14 protein-coding genes are annotated in these 14,307 nt (G+C 58.5%); 3 read left to right on the top strand and 11 right to left on the bottom strand.

Translation table 11 applies throughout. The features are described 5' to 3' along the window. Positions 1 to 9 precede the first annotated feature (9 nt). Together crcB (ACI5FR_RS25400) and crcB (ACI5FR_RS25395) are read right to left on the bottom strand one after the other, a co-directional pair. Positions 10 to 372 (bottom strand): fluoride efflux transporter CrcB, encoded by a 363-nt coding sequence (gene crcB, locus ACI5FR_RS25400; protein ID WP_405459623.1) that lies wholly within the window; start codon positions 370 to 372, stop codon positions 10 to 12. Further along, positions 369 to 788, bottom strand: coding sequence for a fluoride efflux transporter CrcB (gene crcB / locus ACI5FR_RS25395; protein ID WP_405459622.1), 420 nt, complete (start codon positions 786 to 788; stop codon positions 369 to 371). The genes crcB (ACI5FR_RS25400) and crcB (ACI5FR_RS25395) overlap by 4 nt, the downstream gene beginning before the upstream one ends. An 86-nt stretch (positions 789 to 874) precedes the next feature. Here crcB (ACI5FR_RS25395) and ACI5FR_RS25390 point away from each other — a divergent pair, with 86 nt between their 5' ends. Then, positions 875 to 1,183, top strand: a complete 309-nt coding sequence (locus ACI5FR_RS25390; RefSeq protein ID WP_405459621.1) for a rhodanese-like domain-containing protein — start codon at positions 875 to 877, stop codon at positions 1,181 to 1,183. Here ACI5FR_RS25390 and ACI5FR_RS25385 read toward each other — a convergent pair. Continuing rightward, entirely contained in the window at positions 1,180 to 1,713 is a 534-nt protein-coding gene (locus ACI5FR_RS25385; RefSeq protein WP_405459698.1) for a shikimate kinase, read from the bottom strand. The two genes, ACI5FR_RS25390 and ACI5FR_RS25385, sit on opposite strands and share 4 nt — an antisense overlap. Before the next feature lie 90 nt (positions 1,714 to 1,803). Here ACI5FR_RS25385 and ACI5FR_RS25380 point away from each other — a divergent pair, with 90 nt between their 5' ends. Next, positions 1,804 to 2,121, top strand: coding sequence for a hypothetical protein (locus ACI5FR_RS25380; RefSeq protein WP_405459618.1), 318 nt, complete (start codon positions 1,804 to 1,806; stop codon positions 2,119 to 2,121). A 19-nt stretch (positions 2,122 to 2,140) separates the two neighbouring features. On the opposite strand, the gene gndA is transcribed toward ACI5FR_RS25380, so the two are convergent. The 7 genes from gndA to ACI5FR_RS25345 form a co-directional block, all read right to left on the bottom strand. Beyond that, the gene (gene gndA, locus ACI5FR_RS25375; protein WP_405459616.1) at positions 2,141 to 3,556 is read right to left on the bottom strand and encodes an NADP-dependent phosphogluconate dehydrogenase; all 1,416 of its coding nucleotides are present in this window, start codon (positions 3,554 to 3,556) and stop codon (positions 2,141 to 2,143) included. A 62-nt stretch (positions 3,557 to 3,618) separates the two neighbouring features. Further along, the gene (locus tag ACI5FR_RS25370) at positions 3,619 to 4,386 is read right to left on the bottom strand and encodes an SDR family oxidoreductase (RefSeq protein ID WP_405459614.1); all 768 of its coding nucleotides are present in this window, start codon (positions 4,384 to 4,386) and stop codon (positions 3,619 to 3,621) included. A 24-nt stretch (positions 4,387 to 4,410) separates the two neighbouring features. Beyond that, on the bottom strand, positions 4,411 to 5,994 hold the full coding sequence (locus tag ACI5FR_RS25365; protein ID WP_405459613.1) for a gluconokinase: 1,584 nt from the start codon (positions 5,992 to 5,994) through the stop codon (positions 4,411 to 4,413). Next, a complete protein-coding gene (locus ACI5FR_RS25360) occupies positions 5,991 to 7,262 on the bottom strand; it encodes a nickel pincer cofactor-dependent isomerase, group 22 (protein ID WP_405459610.1) in 1,272 nt (423 codons plus the stop codon). Before ACI5FR_RS25360 ends, ACI5FR_RS25365 begins: the two co-directional genes overlap by 4 nt. Before the next feature lie 34 nt (positions 7,263 to 7,296). Further along, complete coding sequence (locus tag ACI5FR_RS25355) at positions 7,297 to 8,307, bottom strand: LacI family DNA-binding transcriptional regulator (RefSeq protein ID WP_405459609.1); 1,011 nt, start codon at positions 8,305 to 8,307, stop codon at positions 7,297 to 7,299. Between the two features lie 355 nt (positions 8,308 to 8,662). Beyond that, on the bottom strand, positions 8,663 to 9,259 hold the full coding sequence (locus tag ACI5FR_RS25350; protein ID WP_405459607.1) for a hypothetical protein: 597 nt from the start codon (positions 9,257 to 9,259) through the stop codon (positions 8,663 to 8,665). Between the two features lie 230 nt (positions 9,260 to 9,489). After that, positions 9,490 to 12,687 carry a hybrid sensor histidine kinase/response regulator gene (locus ACI5FR_RS25345; protein ID WP_405459605.1) on the bottom strand — a complete coding sequence of 1,066 codons (3,198 nt, stop codon included), beginning with the start codon at positions 12,685 to 12,687 and terminating at the stop codon, positions 9,490 to 9,492. A gap of 139 nt (positions 12,688 to 12,826) precedes the next feature. On the opposite strand from ACI5FR_RS25345, the gene ACI5FR_RS25340 reads away from it, so the two are divergent. Next, a complete protein-coding gene (locus tag ACI5FR_RS25340) occupies positions 12,827 to 13,291 on the top strand; it encodes a cysteine dioxygenase (RefSeq protein ID WP_405459602.1) in 465 nt (154 codons plus the stop codon). Positions 13,292 to 13,350: 59 nt separating this feature from the next. Here ACI5FR_RS25340 and ACI5FR_RS25335 read toward each other — a convergent pair whose 3' ends face one another. Further along, positions 13,351 to 14,157: a stalk domain-containing protein gene (locus tag ACI5FR_RS25335; RefSeq protein ID WP_405459600.1), complete on the bottom strand. Its 807-nt coding sequence runs from the start codon at positions 14,155 to 14,157 to the stop codon at positions 13,351 to 13,353. Positions 14,158 to 14,307: the final 150 nt, after the last annotated feature.

Genomic DNA, 14,307 nt, shown 5'->3' with positions numbered 1-14,307 from the left:
TTTGCAGGATCAGTGCATATAATAGGCGGCTGCCGCCAAACCGAGGCCCGCTCCATATGTAAGCACCAAATATAGTGCCAGTCTTCCGAGCTTGCGGGAGCGGTACAGCCTGAGGCAATCGGCCTTTAATGTGGAAAACGTCGTAAACGCTCCAAGGAATCCGGTTCCGAACAAGAGCCGGAGCGACTCATTCCATCCGTGCCCTACGATCCAACCCAGGGCAAAGCTGCCAATTAGGTTTATTGACAGTGTACCATACGGAAAATCGTTTTGGAATCGGTTGTGAAACCACCGGGTGGCAAAATAACGGGCATTCGCGCCGAAAAAACCGCCGGCCGCCACCGCCGCCGCATGGGTGAGCGTCATCGTCATACGCGGTCCCGCCTTTCCCCGGCTGTAACCGCCAGGCGTCCCCCCAGCCATGCAAACGCCAGCCCGCCTATCACGCTAAGGGCAACGTACAGGACCGCCAAACTCCAGGCGTGCGAATCCAGCAAAGCAACCGTTTCTACGCTAAATGTGGAGAACGTCGTAAATGCGCCGATGAAGCCCGTGCCGATCGTGGTGCGCCAGCGTTCGGACATCCTGGCGTTTACGATCGGGGCGTGCAGCAGCCAGGCTAGCGCGAAGCTGCCGAGCAGATTGATGAGAAGGGTCGCAAGCGGAAATGCGGCCGATCCGTTCGCGTTGGCGGACTCCAAGGCGACGCCGATCGCATACCGAACGAGCGCGCCGCACATCCCGGCGAGGCCTATGTATAAGGCGATCAAGCCGTCTCCTCCCTTCATTGACTTCGCAATGCGATTCTACTATGATCGGTAGCAAGAGTGTGTGACAGTGTCATGAAATCCATAATCCGGAGGGAACCCGAACGATGAGTCAAGACATTCAAACGATTACGCCAGCCGAAATCAAAACACGCCTGGCAAACGGAGAGAAACTGAACATGATCGACGTTCGCGAAGACGAGGAAGTGGCCGCCGGTATGATCCCCGGCGCGAAGCATATCCGCCTCGGGGAGCTGCCGGACCGGCACGGCGAGATCGAGCGGACTGATGAGATCATCCTGATCTGCCGCAGCGGCAATCGGAGCAACCGGGCATGCCAATATTTGCACTCCATCGGCGTTCCGAACTTGAAGAACATGAACGGCGGGATGTTGGAGTGGGACAATCTCGATTAAGCGGTTGTTCCGCTGTTCCCCGCCCCGTCTAGAATAAGCCTCACGATTTCGTCCACCGAGCGGTTCGTCGTATCGATCCGCAGGTGGGCGAAGTCATACGCGTGCTTCCTCGCTTCCAGCAGCTGAGGTACGGATTCAGCCGCATTGCCTTTCAGCAAGGGCCGGTTCGGGTCGTTCTGCACCCTGTCGAGTATCGTCTCGACGGATGCGGTCAACGCCACGACCGTGCCGGAAGCGAGCATTGCCTCCCGGTTCGCTTCCGCGAGCACGGCTCCTCCGCCCGTCGCTACGACGACCTCCCTCGACTCCTCCAGCGTTCGCTTTAACACATCGGTCTCGACTTGGCGAAAGTACGCTTCTCCACGGCTCGAGAACAACTCGGGAATGCTGCACCCTTGATCGTCTTCGATCGCTTGGTCCAGATCGAGCTTGCGCCAACCCAGCTCGGCGGCAAGCCGCTCGGCGACCGTCGATTTGCCGGTCCCCATAAACCCCACCAATATAATTGCCTTTTCCGGCAACACAATCATCCCCATTTTACCAAAATTTCGTGAATATTTCGCAAACCAAATAGTAATGATGATAGTACAAGAACGAGAGAAAAAGGAGAGAACCTCTGTATGGAACAAGCGTTCTCGGGCATGCCGTCCCCCCGCCGCGACCGGCTGGAGCTTATCTTAAGCGCCGATCATCCGCTTACGAAGGAAGATGTCGTGTGGGTGCTGGAAGTCGTCAAAAAAAAGGTGGCTGACGGAGATCCCCGGTTGCTGGATCTGGATCAGCCACGCCTGCTCCAAAATTTTCAACACTATGCCGAAGCGTCCCTGCTCCTCTTGAACCGTAGAATGTGCTACGGGCAAGAAGCCGACCGCCTCCGCGTCTGCTTGCGGGAAGCGGCCTACGGCTTATATGATCCCCGCCTGTTCGGGTCCCGTTAGAGCAATCGCCGGAGTGATCCTAGTTTTTCATCCACTCGAAATGGAACGAGCCTTCCCGGTCCACGCGTTGGAACGTATGCGCCCCGAAGTAGTCGCGCTGCGCCTGCAGCAGGTTGGCCGGCAGACGCTCGGTCCGGTAGCTGTCGTAATAAGCGAGCGCGGAGGCGAAGCCCGGCGCCGGAATGCCGTTCGCCACAGCGGTCGTCACTACCGTTCTCCAGGAATCCTGATAGTTGTCCACCACGGATTGGAAGTAAGGATCAAGCAGCAGGTTGCGCAGCTCCGGATCGCGGTCGTACGCATCCTTGATGTTCTGCAGGAAGCGGGCGCGAATAATGCAGCCGCCGCGGAAAATCATCGCGATATTGCCGTATTTCAAATTCCAGCCATACTCCTCGGATGCCGAGCGCATTTGAGCGAAGCCTTGCGCGTAGGAGCAAATTTTGCTCGCATAGAGGGCTTGGCGAACCGCTTCGATAAACGTGCTCTTGTCCATGCCGGCATGGATAGCCTTAGGTCCCTTCAAAATACGGCTGGCCGCTACGCGCTCGTCCTTCATCGCGGACAGCATGCGCGAGAAGACGGATTCGGTGATGATGGACAGCGGTACGCCGAGATCGAGCGCCGATTGGCTCGTCCATTTGCCCGTGCCCTTCTGTCCGGCCTTGTCCAGAATCACGTCGACCATCGGCTTGCCCGTCTCCGGATCGACCTTCGTGAAGATATCCGCCGTAATCTCGATCAGGTAGCTGTCGAGCTCCCCGTTATTCCACTCCGAGAACGTCTCGTGCAATTCCTGCGGCGTCAGTCCGAGCACGTCCTTCAGCAGGTGATACGCTTCGCAGATGAGCTGCATGTCGCCGTATTCGATGCCGTTGTGCACCATCTTAACGTAGTGCCCCGCCCCGTCCGGCCCGATGTACGTGCAGCAAGGATCGTTGCCGACCTTCGCCGAGATCGCCGTCAGGATCGGCTCCACGAGCTTATACGCGTCTTCTTGTCCGCCCGGCATGATGGACGGGCCTTTCAGCGCGCCCTCTTCGCCGCCGGAAACCCCGGTGCCGATGAAGCGGATGTTCTTCGCGGACAATTCCTTGTTGCGGCGCTGCGTGTCCGGGAAATAAGCGTTCCCGCCGTCGATGAGGATGTCCCCTTCGTCCAAATAAGGGAGCAGTTGGTTGATCGTATCGTCCGTCGGTTTGCCGGCCATGACCATCAGCAATATTTTGCGCGGGCTTTCGAGCGATTGCACGAACTCCTCGACACTGAAGGTGCCGACGAGGTTTTTGCCTTTGCCTTCATTGTTCAGCAGGTCGTTCGTCTTCTCAGGAGAGCGGTTGTAGACCGAAACGGTGAAGCCGCGGCTCTCAATGTTCAGCGCCAAATTTTTGCCCATTACCGCGAGTCCGACAACGCCGATTTGTTGCTTAGCCATGATTGTCATTCCACCCTTTTCCTTCAATGTATTGTGTCTTACGCTATCTTATCTCAAAACGGTCAAATTGTCATGGCCCCAAACCCGCCGTCTACGCGCAGCAGCGTGCCGGTTACGAATCCGGAGGCCTTCTCCGCCGCCAAGTACACCGCCGCCCCTTGCAGCTCCTGCGGGTCGCCGAACCGGTTCATCGGCGTATGGCCGAGGATGGAGGCCGTCCGCTCCGGGGAAAGAATCTTCCGGTTCTGCTCTGCCGGGAAGAAGCCGGGAATGATCGCGTTCACGCGCACCCGGGCCGGTGCGAACTCGCGCGCGAGGAACTTCGTCACGCTGTTAACCGCGGCCTTAGACGCGGAGTACGTGAACACTTTGGACAGCGGAGGATCGGAGGACACCGACGAAATGTTGATGATGCTGCCCCCTTCGCCTTGCTCGACCATATGTTTGCCGAAGATTTGGCAAGCGAGCACAACGCCTTTCAAGTTGACGTCCATGATGGAATCCCATTCTTCCATCGTAATCTCGAAGAAAGGCGTAGGGCTGTTCTTGCCCGGGCAATTCATGAGGATGTCGACACGGCCGGTCCACTCGAGCACTTCGCCCAGCACCCGCTTCAAATCCTCCGGGCTTGTCGTATCGGCCGAGAAGCTCTTGGCGCGCGCGCCCTTCTCTCCTACCCGGCTCACGACCGCCTCGCTCTTCTCCGCATTGCGGCCGACGATGGCCACATCCGCGCCATATGCGCCGAGCGCTTCCGCCATAACGCCGCCCAGCGTACTGTTGCCTCCGATGATGACCGCAGTTTTGCCGGTTAGTTCAAATAAATTCATCTCCGTGTTCCCCCCACTGGTAAATTATTTGCCGGAACCGCCGTTCACATGCTTCTTCTGATAAGCGGCGATCGCGTCGAACGGCTCCTTCAGCTGCTTATACACCTGCATGTATATCTCGGTCAGCTCCCGATATACCGCGGTATTCGCGGGATTCGGCTCGTAGCGCTCGCCCCCGTGCACCCATTGGCGGATGGAGGTAAAATCGCGGATCTCGCCCATGGCGAGCAAGCCGAGCTGCGCCGCGCCAAGGCCCGAGCTCTCGATGGAGGGCGGGACGGTCACGGTGGAGCCCAACACATCCGCCATCATGTTCAGCCAGAACGGCGACCTCGCGAAGCCGCCGGACGCCCTAATTTCTTTCGTCGGGCCGCCAACGTCCTCAAGCGCCTGCATGACGGAGTGAATCCGGTACATGACCCCTTCAAGCACCGCCCGGATCATATGCTTCTTCTCGTGGAACAGCGACAGGCCGAAGAACATGCCGCGCGCATTCGCATTCCAGTATGGGGCCCGTTCTCCGGCGAGGAGCGGATGGAAAATAAGCCCGTCCGAGCCGGGTGCCACCTGGGATGCCAGCTCCGTTAAGTAGTCGTACGGATCCATGCCTCGCCGGCGGCCTTCCTCCGCTTCCTGAGTCGCGAGCTGGTCGCGTACCCAACGGAACATGATGCCGCCGTTGTTGATCGCGCCGCCGATGACCCAGAAGTCCTCCTTCAGCGCATAGCAGAACAAGCGGCCTTCCGGATCGGTCAGCGGCTCCCGTACCGTGCCTCGGACCGCACCGCTCGTCCCGATCGTGACCGAGTAGACGCCGGGCTCGAACGCCCCTCCGCCGAGGTTGGCGAGCACGCCGTCCGAGGCGCCGACGACGAACGGCGTGTCCGCCGGCAAGCCGGTCTCCGCCGCATAAGCGGGCGCGAGCCCCTGCTCGATGTGCGTCGTGGACACCGGCGTAGACAGCTGCTCGCGGCTGATGTTGGCGACCCGGAGCGCTTCCTCGTCCCAGTCGAGCGCCCTCAGGTTGAACAGCCCGGTCGCGCTGGCGAGCGAGTGGTCGATGACGAAACGCCCGAACAGCTTGGCGAAGACGAACTCCTTGATGCCGACGTACTTGTACGTGCGGCTGACGAGCTCCGGCTCATGCTGCTGGAACCACATGAGCTTGAGCAGCGGAGACATTGGGTGGATCGGCGTGCCGGTGTTGCGGTAGATGCGGTGGCCGCCCAGCTCGCGCTTCAGGATGTCCGCGTAGGCGACAGCGCGGTTGTCGGCCCACGTGATGCACGGCGTCAGCGGCGTGACGTCGCGGTCGACGGCGATCAGGCTGTGCATCGCCGAGCTGAACGAGACGCACAGCACTTCGCTGCCGGCGGCGCCGGACTTGCGCAGCACCTCGCCGATTCCGCGTACGGCCGCCGCGAAGATCTCGAGCGGATCTTGCTCAGCGCGGTCCGGGCTCGGCGTATGCAGCGGGTATTCGATCGAATGGGACGCGAGCACGCGGCCGTCGCGATCGATCACGAGCGTCTTGGCGCTCGTCGTGCCGAGATCGGCGGCGATGACGTAGCGCTTGGAGGCGCCGGTCGGACTAGAGCTGGTCGTCATGTCGTCAAGTTCCCCTCGCTGTTGAACTTCAGGTCGTAAGGCTCGGTGAGGATCTCGATATCCGGATGCCGCTTCGCTTCGTCGAGCAGGTTGACCGAGATCTCGATCTCGCCCAGGTGGAGCGTATCCTGGATGCGGACGAGCCGGCATTTCGTATAGTCCAGGATGTTGCACGTCTTGACGGCGGCTTTGATCGCATAGTAGTCGTTCTCGAGCGTAGTCGCAATCTTCGTGGGAGCGCATACGGTCGACGTAAGCCCATTCGCGTATGTAGCATCCCGATCCATCTGGTCGACGAGCCGCTGTGTCGTGAAGTCGGCGGTGCCGACGCCGTTCGCGTTGCCCTTCGTCTCGGGAGTCAGGTCGAGCACGACCATCTTCGAGACGTCCGGCCCTCCATGCGCGTAGGGGGTCGGGTAACGGCCGGTGACGTTCGGATCCATGCCGTCGCCGCTGATGTTCTTTCCGATGTAGTCGATGACGAGCACATCGATCTGATCGAACAAAATTTTCGGCAGCCGCGTTTTCGCTTCCTCGAGCAGCACGACCTCGCGCGCTTCGATCTCCGCAGCCGGCAGCACTTCGACGCGGCACGTCTGATCGTAGGCGTTCTCGACGAGCGCGACGCCGAACACGATCGGCAGCTTGTCGATCATAATGCGGGCCATCGCCGGCACATTCTCGGCCATGTACTTGAACCCGAGCTGGTGGCACGCCTCCGCGCCCTTCTGCTTGCCGAGTCCGATCGCGATCATCTTCATGATGCCGCTCTCGATCGGCCCGCGGAACGCCGTATGCGGCTTCACCCGGTTGATGACGACGATCGCGTCGGCCTCCGATGCATATTTGTCCACGTACACCGGCAGTCCGTTCGGCAGCTCGTCGATCTTGACGACTTCCATCGACGAGCGAAGCGGAGCGCCCATCGCCGTCTCGGTGACGCCGAGATGGTGCAGCACGTCGCGCTGGCCTTCGGCCGTCGCCCCGCCATGGCTGCCCATGCACGGCACGATGAACGGCTCGCCGCCGGCGGCGCGGATCGCTTCGATCGTCACGCGGGTGAAGTCGGCGATATTCGCCACTCCCCGGCTGCCGACCGCTACGGCGACCGATTGGCCGGGCCGGATCCGGTCGATCGCGCCCGGCTTCTGCAGCTCGCGGCGCAGCGCGCGCTCGTGGTCTTCGATGACGGTGCCGTCAAACTTCTGACGAATGCGCACCATCTGGGGAATCGGGATGTCCTGCAATAGCGTGCGTAAAATGCTCATGGATCGAAATACCCTCCCTATGCGATGGTTCTTTCTAGTATGACCGGATGTCACTGACCGATTGCCGGACGACCAGCTCGGTCGGCACCCGAATCGTTTTGGGCGCCTGAGCTTGCCGCCCGATCACATGCAGCAGCTGCTCGGCCGCGATGCTTCCCATCGTCTCGACGGAACGCTTGACCGTGGTGAGCGCCGGAGTCAGGAACGCGGAGAACGCATTGTCGTCGAAACCCGCAATCGAGATGTCCTCCGGGACGCGCAGCCCCCGCTCCAGCACCGCCTTCATCGCCCCGACCGCGAGCTCGTCGCCCGAGCAAAAGGCCGCACTCGGGAGCGAGTCCAAGGCCAAGAGCGACGACATGCCGCGATAGCCGCTCTCCAGGTCGTAATTCCCCTTCACCTGGTACGCCGCCGGCACCTCGAGGCCATGCTTCGCCATCGCCTGCAAGTACCCGCTCTTCCGGGCTTCCGCCGACTGAAAGCCGCTCTTGCCCTCGATGATCGCGATGCGCCGATGGCCTCGTTCGATCAGATGCTCGACCGCCGCCATCGCGCCGGCCTCGTCGTCCGACAGCACGTTCACGAGCGGGAGCGGATCCGTGCTGCGGTTGATGACCACGAGCGGAATCCCCTTGTCGTACACGTAGCGGATGAACGATTGATCGTCATGGCTCTGGCTCATGACCAGGATGCCGTCGAAGCTTTGCCCCGTCACCGTGTTGTAAGCGCCCGCATAGCTGTCGATCGCGTTCACGATCAAATGGTAGCGGTGCTGCAGCACATGGAGCACGCCCGTCACCGTTTCATGAAAAAAACCGGCCGTCGTCCCCTGATCGATCGTGGAGAAGAATAGCCCGATATGAAACGAACGCGCCAGCACGAGGCTCTTCGCGTTGAAGTTGGGCGTATAGTTCAAGCTCTCGGCGATTTGGCGAATGCGCGCCTTGGTCGCCTCCTGGATGAGCGGGCTGTCGTTCAGCGCCCGAGAGACGGTCGTATGCGAGACTCCGGCCAGCTTGGCAATATCTTTTATCGTTACCGACATGCTACCACCTCTATCGCTTCGATCATAGCACATCATGCACACGTTAACAACAACTACTTCTACCCTTCTCCCTAGACTGTCGATATTTCGCAGAATGCAGGAGTGGAAAGTGAAAAAGAGGCCCCCGGCGAGTTTTGGCTTGAACCTCCTACCACTTAATCTTCTATAATCAAAGGAGGTTCAAACAAGATGTTTGAGCTTAAGGGGGGCTTTTTCACTTGGAACGGCGGTAATAGCTTCTGCTCATTTTGTATCGGCAGTCCCCCACCCCAAACTAAAAACGCCCTCCGTCCTCACTTCTGACAGGGGCGTTTCCTATTGTAGCCAACTGGGGATAGGGTCATGCGCAAAGGGTCTACAGTTCAAGCAGCAGCATCTCTTCCCGGAGCCCTTGAAGCCTCTCCTTGCTCGCCGCCACCGCTTCTTCCTCGCCCGCAGTAAGGGCATCGTGCAGCACGGTAAGCTCATAATCCAGCTCCAGCCTCAAGACGGCGGCACGCTCTTCCGCACGCTTCGATTTGAAAGCCTGAATAATCTCGTCGATCGTCACGACGGGCTCCTTTTGGAACAACACCTTATGCTCTACGCCCGTAATTTCCACCATCCGGATAATTTCTCCGAACATAATGTTCTCGATCAAGATTTGCCGGTCCTTGAACCGCTTCACAATGGCATGGCCGCGCGTATCTCCGATCATCTTCTCCATCAATTCCGCGAGCTTCTCGTCCTTGAAGGAGTAGTCTCCGACGATCTTATAACGGTCGCCCAACCGCTGAAAACGAAGCTTGATCAGCTTGCGGCCCGTGCGAATCGAAATGATGAATTGATGCTCGTTCTCGTTCCAGTAGAGCGAGTAGCCGACTTGAATCAACGATTTAATGAAATTGCGGATTTGCCGGCGATCAAAACGCAACTCCAAGTTGCAATATTCCACCTCATAACTCTTGTTCACGGCAATCCCCCCTTAACCCATGATTCCTGCCATTGCAGCGTAAGAAACTTTTGCTGAATGCTCTGTAAAGGCTTCTCGCATAGTTTCATGCAAAGGGGACTTTTTGACAGAATGTTCAGACAACTTGGTTTCTTACCATTATCTTATTATGATTTTTATGTTTTAGCAACTTGGATTATTGATTATTTTTTACCCCGAGAGCGGAAAAAAAGAGCCCGATCGAATCGGGCTTAACCACTTTTCCCTTGTCTTGGAAGGACACCGTTCGCCTGCTGGGCCGGGATCCGAATCCGGACGCTGACCCCTCCTTGCAGCCCATTCCCGATCTCCATGCCGGTGCCGTATGTCGTGCGGAGCCGGCGTTCAATGTTGATCAGTCCGACCCCGCCTGTCGCCTTCCCGGCCGTGAGCCGGTTGTGCAGCACCTCCGGCACGCCCGGCCCGTCATCCAGCACTTCAATGATCAGCTCCCGCCCTTCTTCCCGCACGCTCAGTACGACGGTGCCGCCATCCGGATTTTTCGTCACCCCGTGGCGCACCGCGTTCTCCACAATCGGCTGAACGGTGAGCGGCGGGATCCAGTACTCCAACTGCTCGTCCACGTCGCGGATGAAGCGGAGCCTGTCGCCGAATCGCGCCTGCTCTATGAACACATAGGAGTCGACCAGCTCCAGCTCGCGCTCAAGCGGCACGAATCGTTCTTGGTTATGGAAATCGAAGCTCCGGCGCAAGTATTCGCTCAGCTCCCCCAGCAGCTCCTGCGCCTTCGCGACGTCTGAATGGCTGACCGCCATAATCGTATTAAGCGTATTGAACAAAAAGTGCGGCTTAATCTGGGCTTGCAAAAACGCCATTTCCATCCGGATTTTGTCCGTAGCGGACCGCTTCATGTCCAGGAGTGTGCGGATCCTTGCTCTGAGCTCCGAAGCGTCGACCGGCTTGCCCAGGAAATCGTTGACGCCTGCGGCGAATCCGGCCAGCATGTCGGCCTCCCAGCTGCGCGCCGTCAGCATGACGATCGGCAGGTCGGAGAGCGAGAAGCGCTCGCGGAACGCCCGGGTTAGATCATAGCCGTTCATTCCCGGCATCATAAGGTCGACGAGGACTAGATCCGGCTTCGGACCGCGTTCCAGCTCCCTCAGCGCATCCCTCCCGCTTCCTACAGTGATGACCGAATACTTTTCTACCGAGAGCAAGTTCATAAGCACTTGGCGGTTCGCCGCGTCGTCGTCGACGACAAGAATTGTCGTCTCTCCCGGCTGATGCAGCTCCATGCGCTCCGGGAGGACGGCGACCTCGTCAGCCCTCTCCAGCACGGGCGATCTCCTTCCTTCGGCGAGCGGCTCCGCAATCGCTTCAGCCGCGTTCGCCGTCTGGAGGCTCTCCACTTCGATAATAGGCAGCGTGAACAGAAAGACAGCTCCGCCGCCGGGACGGGACTCGACCGCGATCGTGCCGCCGTGCAGCTCTACGAGCCGCTTCGTGATGCTCAGGCCGAGCCCGGTTCCGCCATACTTCTCCGCGATAACGCCGCCTCCTTGCTCATAGGCTTCGAAGATCGACTTCCGCAGCTCCGGCGCGACTCCGATGCCGGTATCGCTTACCGAGACGAGCAGCCATCCGGCCTGACGCTCGCTGGCTACGGTAATGTGACCCTGGTCCGTGAATTTGATCGCGTTGCCGATCAAGTTGTAGAGCATCTGCGACAAACGGTCCTCATCCGCATAGACGGCCGGACTGCTCTCGTCGACCTCATTGACGAGCCGGATCGACTTGTTATCGGCGAGTCCATGCAGCACTTCGAAGATCACCTGCACGATCGGGCGCAGCTCGACCGGCTTGCGGACGAGCCGGACATCGCCCCTCTCCAGCTTGGACAAGTCCAGAATGTCGTTCAGAAGATGAGCGAGCCGTTTGCCGGTCGTAACGATGAGGGACATGTTGCTTCTTTGCTGAGGGGTGAGCGCTCCAGCTGCGCCCTCCAAGAGAGACTGGGCGATGTTGATCACTCCATGCAGCGGCGTGCGCATCTCATGAGACGTGGCAGCGAGGAACTCGTCCTTCAGCTTATCCATAGACAGAAGCCGCTCCGACAAGCTCTCCACCGTCGCGAACGCTTTGGTGAACCTCCTCGACATGAGCATCACCTGCGAGAACAGGAAGATCAAAATGAACATCGCGATCAGCAGCTTCGTGACCGAGTAGCCGATGTTGTTCGCGAACACCACGAACATAATCCCGAGCACCGAGATCGCGGCGAGGATCATATAGACGGAGCTTTCCGTTCCGCGCAACGCCCCGATCACCATCACATACAAGAGGTAGAGGAGAATGATAAATGACAGGACGTACATAAACTCCAGGCGGGTGAACAAGTGTGGAGGCGTCAAAAGGACCACTGCCGTCCACAGGATCGTCGCCGCTTGAACCGCCCGTCGAAACGGAGCCCAAAAAATCGCGGGGTATGACACTTGGATGTAACGGACCAAAAAGTAAGTCGCGATCGGACCGGAACAGAATTGAATCTTCGTGAACACGGCGTAGTTCATTCCGGGCATAATGAGGCCGAGAATCTTTTCTCCCTGCCCCAAAACATAGACGCTGCCAACCAAGCCAAATAGGCCGAAGTACAGCCAGGCCCGTTCCGTGGGACGCATGCGGTACAGCGATAGAAAGTAAATTCCTAAAACCAAGATGCCTCCCCATTCGATCGTGTCCAAGGCGAGCGCTTGCTCCCGCTTGTTCATGATCTGCTCCTGCAGGCCAAGCAGGACGGGATGTGTAATGCCGCCGTAGTAATAATCGAAGTTCGCGACCTGAATGACGATGTCCAGCCGTTCTCCCTGCGGTATGAAATACCGGGCATACGGCACGTTCTCCGCCACCGTATCGGAAGCATCGGTGCCCGGGTCCCCACTGTGTCCGATCTCGAGGCCGTTCACATAAAGCCGATGGGCCGTCTTGATGTTAGCCACTTGCAGGCCGAGCATCGGTTCTCCGGGTGGGAGCAGCACTTCGAGCCGGAACGTCCCGTAACCGAACATAATCGGCGTGCTCTCCTCGTTCCAAGGCCACCAGCTGGACGGAACCGTTACGAGCTTCGGCGGCGTGGATTCAGCCGACGACCCGACGGCGGATGAAGAGGACGCTCCGATACCCGGGGCCGCGAACTGTTCGGGATAATAGCGCCACTTTCCATTCAAGGCAACTATGCCCTGTTCAGCGAAGCTCCAGCTTCTGAGATCCAGCACCCCTTGCTCCGCATGCGGGACTTGCTTGCCTCGGTCCGCTTCGTTCAACAGCACGAACCAGATCGCAATCGCCGCGGAGAATACAAGGAAAGCCAGGAGCAGCATTTTTCGTGAATTGCGGATATGCGCCCATCGCTTGGCGAACATCGAGCTTAATTCCATACTACGGGTGTGCATACCGTCATCCTCTCGTTACCGGGCTCCTGTCCTGGACGGGCATTGGTGTTTTTTTTCCCAGGGATGGTACGTTTCGTCGTTCTAATCATAAATTATTCTTATGACATTCATATACTTTCTTGATATTAGGAGGCCCAAGATGACCCGAATGTCCGAATGCATTTCCCCCGTCATCCATTCGATAGGTGAGCCGACATGCGAGCAGCTGATCGATGCCCTTATGAGTCTGAAAGCGCATAAGCGGCTCCTGTCGGAGGAGATCCCCATGCCCGGAGAGCTGCCGTATGGCCGGAAGGTGCTGTACGCGAACGAGGAGCTGGAAGTGATTCTCGTCCACCTCCCCCCATATGCGTCGACGAGAATCCACGATCATGGCGACTCCATCGGCGCCGCTCTCGTGCTGGAGGGACAACTGGTCAATGCCCTCTATCGCTTGGAAGAGGGCGGCGAAGCGCTGGAGCAGGAAGCCCGGCTCGCGCACTGCGAGGAACTGTTCCTCGCGGAGCGCAATCAGGTTCACCAGATGCGCAACCCTTACCCGGAGCGAGTCGTTTCGCTGCATATGTACGCACCCCCACTTAGGGGGATGCAAGTGTACGAGTGATTCAAGCCCCTGGATCGCCGGATGGCAGCCAGGGGCTTTCCTTTTGGCGGTGCGGCGAATCAATCGGTCAAATAGGATTGCTTTACATTATCGACCATCCATGTATCATCATTGTTAAAGTTTTTGAGCAGAATCGTGTACCCAATGAATTTTCTGTCCACTTGCTGCGAAAGGATGAAAAACTCCTTGTCCGAGCGCTGTGTGACCGAAAGCGCGCCGAACATCGTGTAAGGCTCTAGCGCTTTTTGCTGACCGGCTGTAATCGTAGCTGGAAAAATGGGGGTCGTCCGGTTCTTCATCATCACTTTGCCTTGCCACGAGGCCAGCACCTGATCCACCGATACATAAGAATCGCCCGTGAACTTCTCGGTCACCAGCTTCACGCCCGACATGTCGAAGGGCATCATCTGGACATCGACCCAACGCAGGTACGAGGTATCGTTGGCAAGTACGGCAAGCGCCGGATAAGTATTCGACTCATATTCCAAGTCATACAGCACCGCATACGTCAGCTTCAGCCCCTGCGCTCCTGGAGTCCCTCCCGGCTGTCCCGGCACTTGTCCCGGACTCGGCGTCCCGACGGCTGGCCGGTTCTGTGTGATCAGAATCGACTGCGTACGCTCGTCCCAACTGACTTGCGCGTCGAGCAGCGCCCCGGTTGCCTTGAGCGGCAAGTAGCTGCTGCCATTATAAATAAGGGGCGGGTCGGTCATCGGCACCGGATCCCCGTTCAATCTCACATGAAAATCCGGCCTCAAATACGCCTCCACCTTTTGAATCGCGTCTTCCGCATAGGCGCCGGCGGTGAAACATGCCCCCATCACCGCTGCGAATGCCAAGCTTTTCCCCAATCGACGTTTCATCATCGTACGTTCCCCTTCTCCCTCGACTAGTTCTCCTTCTCCCTCGACAAGCGGTCGGTCATCGCTGTTATTATAGCTTACCAGCTATATCCAAGTACAGCATAATAAGCCTTTGTTCGCGTTCATTCGACGCCGTTTGCCAAGGACCTCCAT

Origin of the sequence: Paenibacillus sp. HJGM_3, assembly GCF_045062745.1 — a bacterium.
Taxonomy (GTDB): Bacteria; Bacillota; Bacilli; order Paenibacillales; family NBRC-103111; genus Paenibacillus_AA.
The sequence above is the reverse complement of the archived record's forward strand: the minus strand, read 5'-3'. Positions and strand labels throughout refer to the sequence as shown.